Origin of the sequence: Rickettsia parkeri (assembly GCF_051427245.1) — a bacterium.
GTDB lineage: Bacteria > Pseudomonadota > Alphaproteobacteria > Rickettsiales > Rickettsiaceae > Rickettsia > Rickettsia rickettsii.
In genome coordinates this window covers 405312-421242 of sequence record NZ_CP195774.1, presented here as the reverse complement: position 1 = coordinate 421242, position 15931 = coordinate 405312, and the positions used below count along the sequence as shown (strand labels likewise).

Sequence of the window (15931 nt, the reverse complement as noted above, 5' to 3'; positions counted from 1 at the left end):
CATTGCGAGGAAAAATTGAAAATTTTGACGAAGCAATCTCGTGCCAAAATCCTGAGATTTCCACGCTCTTTCAGTCGCTAGCAATGACGATTTGGTATCAACGCAAGCAAGCCTTCACAGAGATGACATACCTAGCATTACTATTCCTTACATTCCTCAGCCTTACTAGCTATGCTAAGCCTAAGATAGTTGTAAGTATTACGCCAATCGGCAGTATTGTTTCGATGCTTGTTAAGGATAAAGCGAATATCGAGAGCTTAGCTATTAGTAGTGACTGTCCACATCATTATAATTTAAAACCTAGTGATTTAGTAAAAGTCAAAAATTCTGATATAGCAATTTATATTAATGAACAATTTGACGGTTTTGCCGAGAAATTAATTGATAATCATAGCAAAAACATTATAAAAATCAGTGATATTAAATCTTTAACCACTATAAAAGATAATTGGCATATTTGGCTTGATCTTAATAATGCTGTGATTTTACTACAGGAATTTGCACAAATATTTAGTGAAAAATTTCCTGAGCTACAAGAAGATATTAATAATAACCTTTCAACAGCACTTAAAGAATTAAATAAGCTACAAGAGATTAAAAATAATGAGCTTGCAATGATAAAAGACGTAATTTTATTAAGTGACAGTAGCGAGTATTTTTTTCTTAATACTAATATTAAAACTGCAAAATTATATAGCGAAAGTCAAAAAAGCCTCCGATATATAAGCAAGCTAGAAGATTTAATTAAAGAGTCTAATAATAACAAATGTCTTGTTTTAAGTAATGAACAAAATTCACGATTATACGACAAATTAAACGCTAAAATAATAATATTAAATAGCGAAAACTGGAATGTGCAGAATATAGGTTCCAACACTTTTCAGAATCAATATTTACAAATGATTTATCAAGTTAAAAAATGCATACACTAAATAGCGAAGAAGAGACAAAGAAGCTTGCAAAGCTTTTAGCACAAAACTTAAAACCAAATGATATAGTTTTACTTAACGGTGACCTTGGAGCAGGTAAAACATTTTTTTGTCGTGAAATTATTAAATATTTTTGCGGTGAAAATACAAGCATTATAAGCCCTACTTTTAACTTACTGCAAACTTATAAAGCATCTAACTTCACTATATATCACTATGACCTGTATCGTCTTAAATCACCTGAAGAAAATTTATGAACTTGGATTTGAAGAGGCATTAAACGGCAATTTAATTTTAATAGAATGGTCTGAAATTATTAAGCATTTACTTACTCCGCCTTTAATCGAAGTAAATCTAGAAGTATTAGATAATAACAAACGTTTATGTAGTATAATAACAAATCATAAAGAAAATTCACAAGAATCTTCCCTTATTGATTTTTTACAAGATTCTCCGCTATTCGATACAAAACTTGATATTCAAAGAGATAAAAGCCCTACTAGAAAAGTTAAGTTATAATTATGAACTATTTAATTTTTCTTTTAACTAATTTATTTCCATCATTTCTTTTTCCTATAAGAAAGATATTTAATATCTTATTTAAAAAACCCTTACTCTCTTCCTCTGATAAAAAACCACTTTTACTCGCATTTTTTGCTTGCATTGCCCAATACATATCTTCAAGCTAATTACATTTTCTCATATTTTTCATGTGATATAAGAACAACTATGAGCTTACCGTATTATTAATATCTAACTAATCAATTGTCATGTAATAAAAACGCCTTTTCAATAGGAAGTAATTTTAATTCCGGTAACATCATCGGCATAATTAAATCTATTCCGGCTTTTTCGTTACTATTACCGTGTACCAATATAAAAGAACCATTTTGAACTTTTTCGCCTTTAGCAAGCCATGCATTACTCCCAAGCGGAATAAATCCCAAATCTTTTAATTTTTCTATTAATGTTTGATCGGAAACTAATCCAGGAAAACGAAAGAAAGGTGACGGAGCAATATTATAACTTACTAATATTTTCCCTGCTTCTAATACTTCATTTTCAAAATCATCTTTATTGGAAAGAAGGAAATTATCTCCAAGAGGTTTATCTTTAAAATAAGGATGACTAAATGAATGATTAACCCATGTTATTTGTAAATAACCGTTTTCTAGGTTTATTTAGTTTGATCGATAATTCTACGAGCTTTTTAAAAAAATCTTCTTCAAAGCTTTTGGAAGAAGGACACATGTCAATTGTCAAGAACTGTCTTTTACTTTATACATGCTACTCGTAGCACCGTAATTTGTTGTATATAAGGTGTAGAGCTAGAGCTATATTATTTAAAACTTTAATATACGGAGTTTTACTTAATTTTTTTAGAAGATTTTCTTTTTCTATTTTATTCGTAGGTAAAATTACCAGCTCTTGTAGGGCTATTTCAGTTTTAAAAGAATTCGGATCTACTAAAACGAAATATGATTTTTCATTATTTAAATAAGAACGAATAGCAATTCTTATTTTTTTATTTTCAGCAATTACAGGCAAAAATACCGGTTTATAATCAGTTATAATTACTGCTTTTTCACTTGCATAGCTTAAACTAAAAAATAATATTACAAAAATAAAACTTAAAATTCTTTTAATTTATTCGTCTCCATAACGCTCGTATAAAATTCCGCAATTTTTCTTACAGCTAGAGGATCGTTCATTAAAACAGCACCTCTAAACTCTGCTGAATTCGGTAAACCGCTACTATACCAGCCAATATGCTTACATGCAATAGGTACGCCCACAGATTCACCATAATAATCAAGTATTGCCTCATAATGCTCGGTTACGATATCTAGCTGCTCTGCTATAGAGGGAGCAGATTTTTCTTCACCTTTTTTCTTCACCTGTTTTAAGATAATGATCAATTTGGGAAATAAGCCAAGGTTTGCCATATGCTCCTCTACCGACCATAATACCGTCTGCACCAGATTTTTGTAGGGCTTCTTTTGCCTTAGCAAAATTAGTAATATCACCATTAGCAATAACCTGAATCTTTACCGATTCTTTAACTGATCGTATAAAATCCCAATCGACATTACCGGAATAAAACTGGCATCTAGTTCTACCATGAACGGTAATCATCTGAACACCTGAGCTTTCAGCAATTTTGGCTAAAGTCGGAGCGTTTTTCGTATTATCATCCCAACCTATACGCATTTTAACATTACCGGCAGCTTAACCGCTTCAACGGTAGCTTCAAAAATTTTAGCTGCCAGCTGCTCATCCCTCATTAAAACCAAGCCTGAATAACCGCCTACTACTTTTTCGCCGGACAGCCAAAATTAAGATCGCTAATTTTTGCTCCCATACCCTCATTCATTTTAGCAGCTTCTGCTATCACATTCGGCTCACAGCCTGCTAGCTGTACGCAAGCACTTGTTGCATCATCACGCATAAGGGCACTTTTTTTTAGTGACTGCCTAGATTCCACAATCATTGCTCTATACTTGCTACCATTTCAGAAACTACAAGCCCTGCACCAAATCTTTTCACTAATCTTCTAAATTCCAAATCCGTAACACCTGACATTGGAGCTAGTATAATATTTGAAGAAAGCTCAATATTGCCGATTTTGATCATAAAAACCGTTATAAAAATAAACACTCATGATATCATAATTAAGTATTTTTGTCTAATATTACTAATTAAGAATAGACAAAAGCCGATTAATCTATTATAAGCTTAAGTTATATTTCCTTACACCCTAATAAATGAAAGAATAGTATAGACGAAGATCAAATTGGAAAAGAACAAGGAGTCTGTAAGCCGAGGAGCGGAGCGTATACTAATACGTGAGTATCCGAGGACTTACAAAGACGACGAAGTCAAATTTTCAAGTTCATCGAGTATATACGGCCACGTAGCTCAGTCGGTAGAGCAAAGGACTGAAAATCCTTGTGTCGTTGGTTCAATTCCAACCGTGGCCACCACTATTCCTTACTTTAAATCCCGTTATTTTATATCTTCAATTAAATTTCTATTGATCTGTAAACTTATTTTTGTAATTTTAATTAACTTTAGGTTAATAAGGATAAATTATATTGATAAGATTTGTACTACAATAGCTACTTCTATTTCAAAAAAGCTTTATAATTCAGTAACAAAAAATAGCTACAATATATTAATTTAATTCTTCTTAATAAAACGTAAATTAATATTTGTGACTTTTTATCTATTTTTTTCCTAGATATTACAATCAAGTAGACGTTGTTGCGTGGATCGGTTTTTCCGTCATTGCGAAGAATTTGCATAGCAATTGACGAAGCAATCTCAGGAGTTTGTTATTATTTCATGAGACTGCCACGCAGCCTACGGCTGCTCGCAATGACGACATCATTCTTTACTTAGCAATACCTTTTATTCCACCTGTAAATTTTGTTGCATAATAAAACTATCACTTATATACTGTCGCTAATGATTAATTTGCTTAAAGTTATATGGTAAGTAGTAATTTTTATAAAAATCTAGGGCCACGAAAACTAACAGCAATTATAGATTTTTTACACGATATTATAGCACCTCCTAAGATTCATGAAGATATAGCTATTCATGATATTAAAATTCTGCAGGAAGCATCACCAAATGATATTAGCTTTTTAAGCAATCCTAAATACTCCGAATTTTTAAAAACTACCAAAGCTGCTGCTTGTATAGTGCCGAAAAATTTTACGGGAGAAGCAAATCCAAATACTGTTTTATTACACGCCCAGAACCCATATTTTGCTTACGGCAAATTAATAGATTTTTTTTATGCTCCTATTAAATCATACCCTGCTAAAATAATGAAATCCGCTATTGTTGCAGATTCGGCGACTATCGGAAAAAATTGTTATATAGGTCACAATGTAGTTATTGAAGACGATGTTATTATAGGTGATAATAGTATTATAGAAGCTGGAAGTTTTATAGGTAGAGGAGTAAATATCGGCAGAAACGCTAGAATAGAACAACATGTTTCAATAAATTATGCAATTATAGGCGACGACGTCGTAATACTTGCAGGTGCAAAAATTGGACAGGACGGGTTTGGATTTTCTACCGAAAAAGGCGTACATCACAAAATATTTCATATAGGAATAGTTAAAATCGGCAATAATGTTGAAATTGGTGCAAACACTACTATTGATAGAGGATCACTTCAAGATACAATTATAAAAGATTTATGCCGCATAGATAATTTAGTACAAATAGGGCATGGCGTCAAAATAGGTAAAGGCTCTATTATCGTAGCACAAACAGGTATAGCAGGAAGTAGCACGATCGGTAAATATTGTACTCTTGGAGGGCAAGTAGGAATCGCCGGACATCTAAATATAGGCGACGGGGCACAGGTAGCGGCACAAGGCGGTGTAGCACAAAATATAGAAGCAGGTAAAATTGTCGGCGGCAGCCCTGCAATTCCTATTATGGATTGGCATAGACAATCTATTATTATGAAACAATTACTAAAGACCTCTAAATTAAAAAAGTAGCTTGCTATTGAAAAGAGCTTTGTTGTTGCATGAATACCTGAGTCGTCATTGTGAGCAGCCATAGGCTACGGTGGCAATCCAAAAAAATTAGCAAAAAGTGCTGATTTTAGTACTTTTTACTAGATTGCTTCGTCAATTATTTCATAATTTCCTCTCAATGACGGAAAATTTACATTAAAGAAGAGATCTAAATAAATGATCATAGATATTACCGAAATCATGGATTGGATACCTCATCGCTATCCATTTTTATTAGTAGATAGAGTACTTAAAATCGATCCTAACAAATCAATAACAGGTATTAAAAACGTTACTGTTAACGAACCGCAATTTACAGGACATTTTCCGGCAAGGCCTGTTATGCCCGGCGTTCTAATGGTTGAGGCTATGGCACAATTAGCTGCTATATTAGTTGCTAAATCTTTAGGTTCTACTAAGAATAAAGAAGTGTTTTTAATGACTATCGAAAATGCAAAATTTCGTAGAATTGTTCAACCGGGGGATACTATGCATATCCACGCTGTTATTGATCAGCAAAGAGCTAACGTATGGAAATTTTCAAGTACGGTTACGGTCGAAGGTGAAATAGCTGCAGAAAGTAAGTTTACCGCAATGATTAAAGATAAAACATAGGGACATAGTGTCAAATTCTAATATCCATACTACAGCTGTAATTGCAGAAGGTGCAAAGCTTGGTAAAAACGTAAAAATCGGACCGTATTGTATTATAGGTCCTGAAGTTGTGCTTCATGACAATGTCGAGCTAAAATCCCATGTAGTAATTGAAGGGATTACCGAAATCGGCGAAAATACCGTAATCTATCCTTTTGCATCAATAGGTCAACCTCCACAAATCTTAAAATATGCTAATGAGCGATCAAGCACGATAATTGGCTCTAATAATACTATTAGAGAATATGTTACGGTACAAGCAGGAAGCCAAGGAGGCGGAATGATGACAAGAGTAGGAAATAATAATTTATTTATGGTCGGCGTCCATATAGGTCATGATTGTAAAATCGGCAATAATGTAGTATTTGCTAATTATGTAAACCTAGCAGGTCATATTGGGGTAGGTGATTATGCAATAATCGGCGGACTGTCTGCAGTACATCAATATGCTAGAATAGGTGAATATTCGATGATCGGCGGGCTATCGCCGGTCGGAGCAGATGTAATACCGTTTGGGCTTGTAAGTAGCAAACGTGCGGTGCTTGAGGGCTTAAATCTAATCGGTATGAATAGAAAAGGGTTTGATAAAGTAAAGTCTTTAAGTGCTTTAAAAGCTATCGAAGAAATCTTCTCAGGTGAAGGTAATTTTGCTGAGCGTATAAAACAAGTTGCTGAGAAATATAACAATAATTCTATAGTAATACAAATTATCGATTTTCTTAATCAAGATAGTAGTAGAGCATTTTGTCGTTTTGAGAAGTAAATTTATTTAACTAGCGATTGTAACACTTTGTGTTACAATTAAATATTATAAGGAGGATAAAAATGACAAAAAGTATTACGACTAGTATACGCTTAGAAATAAATTTAAATAAAAAACTTGAAAAAGCAACTTATGATTTACACCGTGAAAAAAGCTGGATAATTAGTAAAGCAATAAGTATATATCTTAAACAACTAGAAAATTCAGACCTAGCCAAAGAAGCTAAACGTCAATCCTTATTAGCTAGTAAAGAAAACAATCCTGATGCCAACTTATGGTTAAAACACAATGAAGAAAGTTGGTTAGATGAATGGAAATAATAGAAATTAAAAAAAGATATATTGTTGCTTGGTGTAATATCTGGAGATTATGGTAAACCTCGCCCCGCTGTTGTTGTTCAATCTAATTTATATAAAAATCATCCCAGTATAACAGTTTGCCTTCACAACGGATTTAATAGATGCCCCACAACTTTTCACCTGTTATTAACTCCTACAGAGCTAAATGGTTTTAATTTAGAATCTCATATTATGGTTGATGAAATTAGTGCTATAAGAAGTGATAAAATTCAAAAAAATTGGTGAATTATCACCTGAACAACTAGAAGAGTTAATTGAAGCTATCATATTAAATTATGGATGAATTAGCCACTAATTTTCTCATTTTTTCTTGCAAAGAGTTTTGGCGTAAACGAGTTTTCAAGCTCTTAAAATCAACTATTTCTGCATTTTGATTTTGCTGGCTACATGCAAAAATATATTTCTGCTCTCCTTTAACTTTTTGAATACATTGTCCGCAAATTCCTTTCATCATACATTGCATCGATGAATTAACGCTAACTATTATTTTTGTATTTTCACTGAATATTTCATTTTTTAGACTTTGCAATTCTTCTATTATTTCAGGAGAAGCATTAATTATTACTATATCCACTGAAACTAATTTACGGATTTTTATATCAGGATAGGTAACAAATATAACTTCATTATTATTTTCTTTTAGAACTTTTAATAAGCCTATATTACCGACTTCGAAATCAACAATAACTATTTTTTTATTTTGAGGTATTTCTAGCGGCGAACCTGTCGGTCCCATTAAAACTACTTTCTCATTTTCGGATAATGTTTTACATAAGCTAGTAGATTTACCGACTTCAAAAACTATAAAGTTAATTAAGCCTTTTTCTACATCAATATCGATAGGGCTTAAGGCTACAGGCTCTATTAACTTAGCAGCATCTTCAGAATGATTTTGTAAGCGAAAAAACTGTCCGAACTTAAAATTTTTAGCAGCAAGCGGCGAATGAATTATCAACTCAAAAGTTTTATCATCTAAAATATTTATTTTATTAACCCTAGACGTCAGCAAATAATCAAGCTGCGTACAAAAATCTTTATAACTACCTTTAAAGCTAGGATTTTATTTATAAGCTTTTTGTTAATAGCGTCGTACCCTTCTTTGGTACTAGCAAGAGCCTTCACTACACTACCCGAATATTTAGGATTACAATCACCGAAATAGCTATATTTATCCTCATTGAATTGAGTGTTATTTTCTATACCGATTGCCATAATCACGGTTTTGGTTTTGATGTCATTGCGAGGAAATGCGTAGCATTGACGCGGCAATCTTGTTAAGCCAAACTCCTGAGATTGCCACGCAGTCTTTGACTGCTCGCAATGACGGTTTCGATTCTCAAACTCCACAGATTCCACATGACCGTATTTATCAACATTAATCCTTAAAGGTTGCATATTTTCCTTAAAATCAACACCGAGTGCTAATGTATATATTAACTCCTCGTGATTTAATTTATATGCCGGCGAATCTTGCAATCTTCCACGATAGTAAACAGTAGCACCCCCAAGCTTATTAAAAACCTTTCTTAATTCTTCATTATTCTTAGCTTCTTTAAACAATTTTGCATGAGCAATAAATTCTTCAGCTATTTCTTTATCTTCCTCCGTTAAATCTTTTTCTATATAATCTTCGGCAAATTCCTCTACTTGTTTTTTATAGTAATATAAACTTTCCGTTGCTGCGTCTAAGGAAGTAAGACCGCCGCCTATTACCGCAATCGGCATCCTAATTACCATATTAGTACTAGAATTTTTCAAAAATGCCCCTCCGTTTTGCAAAGTCATTAAGAAATCAGAAGCCGTTTTTACGCCCTTAGCTTCAAAATTTTCTATATCCAAAACTTTCGGCTGACCTGCTCCAATGCAAAAAGCTATATAGTCAAAACCCAAATCGAAAGCTTGTTCTTTCGTTATATTAAAATCTAAAGCTACTCCGTCATAATATTTGAAATTATTATTTCTCTCTAATATTAGCCGCAATATATCGAGATTGTTTTTATCCCACCGAACGGTAATCCCATATTCCGCTACCCCTCCAAATCCTCTTGGCATTCTTTCCGATAACAAATTTTTATATTCATGCCAAAATTTTATAGGCTTATGAACGTCAAAAGGCAGTAGAGTAATTCTTAAACCGTCAATAGCCACAACATTATGACCTGACCGTAATAAATAATAGCTAAGACTAAAACCTGCAGGACCAAGACCGGTAACTAAAATATTATAATTAGTAGGTTCTTTCGGAAGCGGTGCATAAATATTAAGCGGATTCCAACGAGTAAGCAGTAAATATATCTCTAAGCCGTAAGGTAATTTAAGTGTTTCTTCTAAAATATTTGATTCTATTAATGGGATATTTACCGGATCTTGCTTTTGGTAAATACAAGCTTTTTGAATCATTACAAATTCTATGACCTGTTGCTGCAACCATCGGATTATCAATAACGATAATAGCAGAGCACTTAGGTTAAAACCTTGTGCCTTAACATAGTTCATTTCAGAAATTTTTTGTTTTAAACGGGCAGCCTTGTTTTAATTCGCATTGCGAGCGACTGCAAGGAGCGTGGCAACTCGTCAAATCTCCTGAGATTGCCACGTCGCTTCGCTCCTCGCAATGACGATTCTGAGGTTGCAGTAATCCCTTAGAACAGCTATCCTTATCTTGCTTATGGCAATAAATACAATAATGAGAATGGTTTAAAGCTTCATCTAGATTTAAAAAAGAATCTGTATAGTCAAAATCTACTCTCTCATTTTTTTGATATTTTAATATTTTTTTATCGTCTATTAGATTTTCTTTATCTAGTTTTTGTGGGAGGTTGAATAGGATGTTATCCTGTGGCTTGATACCCTCACACAAATAAACCCTATACGCAGCATACCTAGCTGCTATGTCTAATTCTTCTGCAAAACTTTCTTCTGCCTGTTGCCATATAATTATTTGTTTGGCAAATTCTCTAGAAGTAAAATTCGCACCTATTAAATCAGTTAGTTTTAAATACACATCTTAAAATCAATATCTTTTATTTTTTCCGGTGGATATTTTTTTACGGCAACACGTTGAACAAATTTTCTTTTACATTCATAAATAATATCAAAATCTTTATGTTTTAACCTTGATATCGTTATTTCCTTTGAAATACAAAATAACTCTGCTAAAAAATCGTCTAAATGAGGGGAAATTTTTAGCAAAAATTCTGAATAATCTTTTGGAATAATGGAGAGAGGAGCCGATCTAAATAACATTAAATCTTTATGCAAAGATCTATCAGCTTTAAAGAGATAATCTAAAAATATTTGATCTAATTTTTTAAGTCCGGTTAAATCTAATTCATTAAAATCTAGATTAAAACCAAGTTTCATAAATAATAAATAACTCTTTTAGAAAATTGTCTATAAATTAAATAACTGATACAAACAGTAATAAATGCAACTATAATAGACTTAACTATCAGCATCATATCCGGTAATGTTCCGTCAATCACCAACGCTTGTACGGGTCTTATAACTAAAAAGAACGGATTAAATTCAAAATATATCTTTTTAGACTCCGGAATTAGCGAATATGGATAAACTATCGGTATACTCCAATAAATAACTCCAAGAATAACACTCAACATTTGCGGAATATCTCGAATATACGGCGTTAAAAATGCTACTGCGATAGAACCGCTAATCACACATATTATTAAGGGCAAAATTAATATCGGCATAAATATTATTTGCCAAGAAAATTTTTCTGGAAATAATAAAATAAAAGCAAAATACATTGCCGAAAATGAGCAAATTAAAGTATATAATTGCCCTAAACTATCCGCAACAGGAAAAAAAGTCTTAGAAATTCTAACTTTTTTTATTATTTGATCACGTGTAACTAAAGAACTTGAACAAATCGTTAAGCTGCTTACTATAAAACTCCACAAAGGAATACCGCCGACTAAGTTCATTACCATAAATTCTCTCGGCTGTCTTAATAAAAAACCGAAAAAATAAATTACCATTATGTGAATAAAAGCTGAATTAACTCCATAAAGAACCTAAAAAAGAATCTTTATTTTGCCTAATTATAGAAGCTTTAACTAGTAATGCTATTGCTCGCCAGTATTTTTTAGAAAAAAAATACTTTATCATTTATGAATTTCCTTGTTGTTGATTATAGATTTTAAACATTTCCGATGGTGTACCATCACCTATAATATTGCCGTCTTTTAATAAAATACATCTATTGCAATTATCTTTTATAATTTCTTCTTGATGGCTTACTATTATTGAAATAGGAGTATTTTTAAATTTATTCTTCATTAAACTAAGAGATTTTTCTATAAAATAGCTATCGCCTGCCGCAAAAACTTCATCAAGTAATAGAATCTGCGGATTTTGAAATATCGATACAGAAAAAGCAAGACGTGATAACATACCGGAGCTATAAATTTTTATCGGTAAATCAATTTTACTACCAAGTTCTGAAAAATCTATAATTTCTTTTTCAATTTTTTTGCTATATTTATCCAGCATATTATTATATAGCATTAACATTTTTATATTTTCACGACCAGTTTGCTCAGACTCAAAACCAACTCCCATATCTATAATTGCCGCAATATCTCCATGAACTTTGACTGTACCGGATTTTAACGGATATATTCCGGCGATTAACTTTAGAAACGAACTTTTTCCCGAACCGTTACTCCCTATAAAAGCTATTTTTTCTCCCTCATAACAAGAAAAATTAATATTGTTTAATATAGGTATATTTGGAGAAAGAGAGACTCCTTTTTTCAAGAAGAAATGCTTTAAACCTTGAGCTCTTTTATGAGTATCAATACCTTCAACATAACCATTAGTTATCTCTATAAATACTTTTGGATAGCTAAGTGACATAAAATAAATATTAAATAGATTTATTAATCCAATCTAAAAGAGAATTTTTTTGTTGCAAACCTATTTTAGTATCTTTTTGTTCACCATTTTTAAATAACATTATCGTTGGAATACTACGAATACCGTATTCTGAAGGAGTGTTAGGATTTTCATCAATATTCATTTTAAGTACTTTTACTTTGCCTTGTAATTCTTTACTGATTTCATCTATTATCGGTGTTAACATTTTACACGGTCCGCACCATTCTGCCCAAAAATCAACCAGTACAGGTAAATCCGATTCTAATACTTCCTTTTTAAAAGAGCTATCCATTACGTTATTTGCCATAAATTCCTCTATGTTTTTGTAGCATTGTCCATATGGCTTTTATGTCATTCCCGCGTGTAGGGGGATGACATCGAGTAGGATTTTCATCTATGCAACAAAGTCGCTTTTTAGCTAGGAATGACATAGTGTTGCTTTCGGATTCATATGGACAACATCTATATTTATAAATAAAATTATAAAGTACAGACTTCTACTTGTAAATAATGAAAATCTTTTTATTTATTATATTTATTTTTTCTATTATAATATATTCGCATTATTAAAGCTGCTGTTTCCTCTATTGATCTAGTCGACACATCAATTACCGGCCAATTTCTTTGATCACAAATTTTTCTGACTTCTAGGCACTCTTTTTGTACTATATTAAAATCCGTATAGCTTTTATTTTCGTTAATTTGTAATAGATTTAATCTAGCTTCTCTTATCTCAATTAACCTATTTGGATTAATAACGAGTCCTACTACCAATTGATCTATATCTTTTTCTATAAAATCAGGAAAGGGGCAATTATAAACATAAGGAATATTGGCAGCTTTTAAACCGTTATACGCTAGAAATACGGAAGTCGGTGTCTTAGAAGTTCTAGAAGGACCTATTAATATTATATCAGCCTCTGATAATTCATTAAGCATTTGTCCGTCATCATGTCTTATAGCATAATCTATGGCATTAAGTGTATCAAAATAAGTTTTATCAAATTTATAATTGTAATTCTGTTCTTTTTCTATTTCAATACCTGAAAAAACAGACATTTCTTTAATAATTTTACCTATTACAGAAATACATGGAATTTTTAATTCATAGCAAAATTTCGTTAAAGTTTTTCGGAGTTCTTGATCGGCAATCGTGTATAATACTATCCCATGTTTATATTCTATTTTACTTAATACTTCATTTAGCAATTCCAAATTTCTAATCATTGGCCAATGATATAATTTTGGTTTTACGGAAGTAAATTGTGCAAGGGCAGAATTTGCTGTATATTTTGCAGTTTGCACGGAAGAGTCTGAAACTAAGTGAATAATTAGCTTTGTCATACTTTACACATGTAATTGTGGATAAATTTTTTAATAACTTATTATTTTTCCTATTAAAACCTATTAAAAATTTCCTCAAATCCTTATTAAATCAAGTAAATCTAGTGTATTTTCTTTTAAATAAATAGTTTGTGGATAAAATTGTGAATAAATATCATTTTGAAAAAATAGTCTTTTCTAAGTATAAATGAATTTTACACTTAATTATCCACTTGTATAAATTCATTACAAACTTTATGTGAATTAATAATAAAAATACCTATATTTTTAAGAAAATTTTCATTAAAATTTTGTTGATAACTCTGTTTAAAAAAATTTAATCTACATAATTCTATTTACATAAACAACAAATAATAAATATATTTATTATTTTAATATTTTTAGTAATAGCATGAAGCAAATTATAAATCCGTTAAAAGGAAATAATAATAAAGTACCTATTTGGTTTATGCGTCAAGCAGGTAGATATTTGCCGGAATATAAAAAAGTAAGAAAAACAACAAAAAATTTTCTAGATTTTTGTTATGATGTTAGCAAAGCAACAGAAGTAACCTTACAACCGATAAAACGTTATGGATTTGATGCAGCTATTATTTTTTCCGATATATTAGTTTTACCTCATGCTCTTGGATGGGAAGTGGATTTTAAAGAAAATATAGGGCCTATATTAAAGCAATTCAAATCACAAGAAGATTTTAAATATCTGCAAATCAATCCGAATTATAAATTAGAAAAGGTTTATGAAATAATAAAAAAAGTAAAAAAAGAATTACCATCCCCCATTTCTTTAATAGGATTTGCAGGTAGTCCTTGGACAGTGATGAGTTACATGCTAGAAGGAAAAGGAAAACAGGATTTTAAAACGAGCAAAAAATTCATATATGAAAATAAAATATTGCTGAAGAATTATTAAATTTTATTACGGAAAAAACAGCTGATCATCTTATAAATCAAGCAAAATCTGGAGCAGATGTTTTAAAGCTTTTTGATTCATGGTCAGGAGTTCTTGCAGAAGAGGAATTTACTGAATTTGTAATAGAGCCGACAAAAAAGATTATACTAAAAGTAAAAGAAGTTTTTCCAAAAACTCCTATAATTGCTTTTCCTAAAGGAGCAGGATTATTGTACGAAAAATTTATAAAAGAAGTACCGATAGATGTTTTAGCCGTAGATCAAATGGTCCCTCTTAAAAAAATGAAAGAGTGGAGTGATAAAGTAATAGTACAAGGTAATTTAGATCCGGTTGTATTATTAACTAATAAAGAAATTATTAAAGAAAAAACTTATAAAATTCTTCAGGTAATGAAAGGAAAGAATTTTATCTTTAATTTAGGACATGGTATTTTGCCTGAAACACCTACGGAAAATGTAGAATTTTTGACAGAATATGTTAGGTTATATGAAGAAAAGAATAGCAATAGTACTTTTTAATTTAGGCGGTCCAAAAAACCTTAAATCAGTGAAGCCTTTTCTATTTAATCTATTCTATGACAAAGCTATAATTAATCTACCAAATCCTTTACGTTATATTATCGCTAAAATAATTTCTATTACTAGAGAGAAAAAATCTCAAAAAATTTATTCTTTAATCGGTGGTAAATCTTCTTTACTTCAGGAAACAGAGGAGCAGAAATTAGCACTAACCGAAAAGCTAAAGCAACTTATAAAAGAAGATTTCGTTATTTTTATAAATATGAGGTATTCAGCACCGTTTGCTAAAGAAGTAATAGGTCAAATAAAAAAATATAATCCAAGCGAAATAATATTATTGCCTCTATATTCTCAATTTTCAAGTACTACGACAGGATCATCGGTTAAAAATTTTTTACAAAACCTTGATATTGATATTCCAATTAAAACAATTTGCTGTTATCCTCTAGAAAAAGATTTTATAAAAGCCCATGTTTCATTAATTAAAGAAAAACTATACGATAAAAATTTTCGTATATTATTTTCTGCTCACGGGTTACCCGAAAAAATAATAAAAGCAGGCGATCCTTATAGTTTTCAGATAAAAGAAACAGTACAAGCAATAGTTAAAGAATTAAATATAAAAGATCTAGATTATAAGATAACTTATCAAAGTAGAGTAGGACCTATAGAGTGGTTAAAACCGAATACGGAAGATGAAATAGAGCTAGCAGGAAAGTTAAAAAAAGACATAATTATCGTACCTATATCCTTTGTATCCGAGCATGTTGAAACACTAGTAGAGCTTGATATTGAATATAAATTAATCGCAGATAAATATGAAATTCAATATACCCGAATTCCGACACTTGGAACAAATAAAATTTTTATTAATAGTTTGACAAATATATTGCTACGATTTATTAATAAGGTTGATACTAATTTAGTTATGAGTAGCTCTAGTACAAGAATATGTCCAAACGAATTTACTAAATGTTTGTGTAAATTAACAAGTTAATAAGGAAA

At 31.2% G+C, this 15931-nt stretch carries 11 protein-coding genes, 1 tRNA gene and 7 pseudogenes; 10 read left to right on the top strand and 9 right to left on the bottom strand.

The annotated features are described in order from the left end of the window. The first annotated feature begins 224 nt into the window (after positions 1–224). Positions 225–932 carry a metal ABC transporter solute-binding protein, Zn/Mn family gene (locus ACSFFC_RS02490; RefSeq protein WP_499217221.1) on the top strand — a complete coding sequence of 236 codons (708 nt, stop codon included), beginning with the start codon at positions 225–227 and terminating at the stop codon, positions 930–932. Next, positions 920–1448, top strand: a pseudogene (gene tsaE / locus ACSFFC_RS02485) (tRNA (adenosine(37)-N6)-threonylcarbamoyltransferase complex ATPase subunit type 1 TsaE). The gene ACSFFC_RS02490 and the pseudogene tsaE overlap by 13 nt, the downstream one beginning before the upstream one ends. A 7-nt stretch (positions 1449–1455) precedes the next feature. Here the strand turns inward: tsaE and ACSFFC_RS02480 are convergent. The 3 genes and pseudogenes from ACSFFC_RS02480 to dusB all read right to left on the bottom strand — a co-directional run bounded on the left by ACSFFC_RS02480 (position 1456) and on the right by dusB (position 3563). Further along, a complete protein-coding gene (locus tag ACSFFC_RS02480) occupies positions 1456–1593 on the bottom strand; it encodes a hypothetical protein (RefSeq protein ID WP_196792932.1) in 138 nt (45 codons plus the stop codon). 97 nt (positions 1594–1690) lie between these two features. Next, positions 1691–2576, bottom strand: a pseudogene (locus ACSFFC_RS02475) (polysaccharide deacetylase family protein). Further along, positions 2561–3563: pseudogene (gene dusB / locus ACSFFC_RS02470) on the bottom strand (tRNA dihydrouridine synthase DusB). The pseudogenes ACSFFC_RS02475 and dusB overlap by 16 nt, the downstream one beginning before the upstream one ends. Before the next feature lie 274 nt (positions 3564–3837). On the opposite strand from dusB, the gene ACSFFC_RS02465 reads away from it, so the two are divergent. From ACSFFC_RS02465 to ACSFFC_RS02440, 6 genes are all read left to right on the top strand, one after another. After that, positions 3838–3913, top strand: a tRNA-Phe gene (locus ACSFFC_RS02465). Between the two features lie 507 nt (positions 3914–4420). After that, on the top strand, positions 4421–5455 hold the full coding sequence (gene lpxD, locus ACSFFC_RS02460) for a UDP-3-O-(3-hydroxymyristoyl)glucosamine N-acyltransferase (RefSeq protein WP_499217218.1): 1035 nt from the start codon (positions 4421–4423) through the stop codon (positions 5453–5455). Positions 5456–5650: 195 nt separating this feature from the next. Beyond that, a complete protein-coding gene (gene fabZ / locus ACSFFC_RS02455; protein ID WP_004997000.1) occupies positions 5651–6088 on the top strand; it encodes a 3-hydroxyacyl-ACP dehydratase FabZ in 438 nt (145 codons plus the stop codon). 7 nt (positions 6089–6095) lie between these two features. Beyond that, on the top strand, positions 6096–6890 hold the full coding sequence (lpxA, locus tag ACSFFC_RS02450; RefSeq protein WP_014410252.1) for an acyl-ACP--UDP-N-acetylglucosamine O-acyltransferase: 795 nt from the start codon (positions 6096–6098) through the stop codon (positions 6888–6890). A 62-nt stretch (positions 6891–6952) separates the two neighbouring features. Next, entirely contained in the window at positions 6953–7210 is a 258-nt protein-coding gene (locus ACSFFC_RS02445; RefSeq protein WP_014410251.1) for a CopG family ribbon-helix-helix protein, read from the top strand. 24 nt (positions 7211–7234) lie between these two features. Continuing rightward, positions 7235–7474 (top strand): type II toxin-antitoxin system PemK/MazF family toxin, encoded by a 240-nt coding sequence (locus ACSFFC_RS02440; RefSeq protein WP_014410250.1) that lies wholly within the window; start codon positions 7235–7237, stop codon positions 7472–7474. 43 nt (positions 7475–7517) lie between these two features. Here ACSFFC_RS02440 and ACSFFC_RS02435 read toward each other — a convergent pair. From ACSFFC_RS02435 to ACSFFC_RS02410, 6 genes and pseudogenes are all read right to left on the bottom strand, one after another. Beyond that, positions 7518–8485: pseudogene (locus ACSFFC_RS02435) on the bottom strand (2-polyprenylphenol hydroxylase); the annotation flags it as partial. A 102-nt stretch (positions 8486–8587) separates the two neighbouring features. Next, positions 8588–10612, bottom strand: a pseudogene (locus ACSFFC_RS02430) (FAD-dependent oxidoreductase); the annotation flags it as partial. Further along, positions 10609–11380: pseudogene (locus ACSFFC_RS02425) on the bottom strand (ABC transporter permease). The pseudogenes ACSFFC_RS02430 and ACSFFC_RS02425, both read right to left, overlap by 4 nt. Next, positions 11381–12130 carry an ABC transporter ATP-binding protein gene (locus ACSFFC_RS02420; protein ID WP_014410248.1) on the bottom strand — a complete coding sequence of 250 codons (750 nt, stop codon included), beginning with the start codon at positions 12128–12130 and terminating at the stop codon, positions 11381–11383. Between the two features lie 10 nt (positions 12131–12140). Then, positions 12141–12458, bottom strand: a complete 318-nt coding sequence (trxA, locus tag ACSFFC_RS02415; RefSeq protein ID WP_004997015.1) for a thioredoxin — start codon at positions 12456–12458, stop codon at positions 12141–12143. A gap of 215 nt (positions 12459–12673) precedes the next feature. After that, complete coding sequence (locus tag ACSFFC_RS02410) at positions 12674–13495, bottom strand: pyruvate, water dikinase regulatory protein (protein ID WP_010976691.1); 822 nt, start codon at positions 13493–13495, stop codon at positions 12674–12676. Between the two features lie 391 nt (positions 13496–13886). On the opposite strand from ACSFFC_RS02410, the pseudogene hemE reads away from it, so the two are divergent. Together hemE and hemH are read left to right on the top strand one after the other, a co-directional pair. Beyond that, positions 13887–14926, top strand: a pseudogene (gene hemE / locus ACSFFC_RS02405) (uroporphyrinogen decarboxylase). Then, entirely contained in the window at positions 14883–15923 is a 1041-nt protein-coding gene (gene hemH, locus ACSFFC_RS02400) for a ferrochelatase (RefSeq protein ID WP_014410246.1), read from the top strand. Before hemE ends, hemH begins: the two are co-directional and overlap by 44 nt. Positions 15924–15931: the final 8 nt, after the last annotated feature.

Excerpts from the sequence above, each read along its gene's own strand:
- ACSFFC_RS02490 (WP_499217221.1), top strand. The coding sequence starts at position 225 with ATGCTTGTTAAGGATAAAGCGAATATCGAGAGCTTAGCTATTAGTAGT.
- ACSFFC_RS02480 (WP_196792932.1), bottom strand. The coding sequence starts at position 1,593 with ATGCAAGCAAAAAATGCGAGTAAAAGTGGTTTTTTATCAGAGGAAGAG.
- lpxD (WP_499217218.1), top strand. The coding sequence starts at position 4,421 with ATGGTAAGTAGTAATTTTTATAAAAATCTAGGGCCACGAAAACTAACA.
- fabZ (WP_004997000.1), top strand. The coding sequence starts at position 5,651 with ATGATCATAGATATTACCGAAATCATGGATTGGATACCTCATCGCTAT.
- ACSFFC_RS02445 (WP_014410251.1), top strand. The coding sequence starts at position 6,953 with ATGACAAAAAGTATTACGACTAGTATACGCTTAGAAATAAATTTAAAT.
- ACSFFC_RS02420 (WP_014410248.1), bottom strand. The coding sequence starts at position 12,130 with ATGTCACTTAGCTATCCAAAAGTATTTATAGAGATAACTAATGGTTAT.
- trxA (WP_004997015.1), bottom strand. The coding sequence starts at position 12,458 with ATGGCAAATAACGTAATGGATAGCTCTTTTAAAAAGGAAGTATTAGAA.
- ACSFFC_RS02410 (WP_010976691.1), bottom strand. The coding sequence starts at position 13,495 with ATGACAAAGCTAATTATTCACTTAGTTTCAGACTCTTCCGTGCAAACT.
- hemH (WP_014410246.1), top strand. The coding sequence starts at position 14,883 with ATGTTAGGTTATATGAAGAAAAGAATAGCAATAGTACTTTTTAATTTA.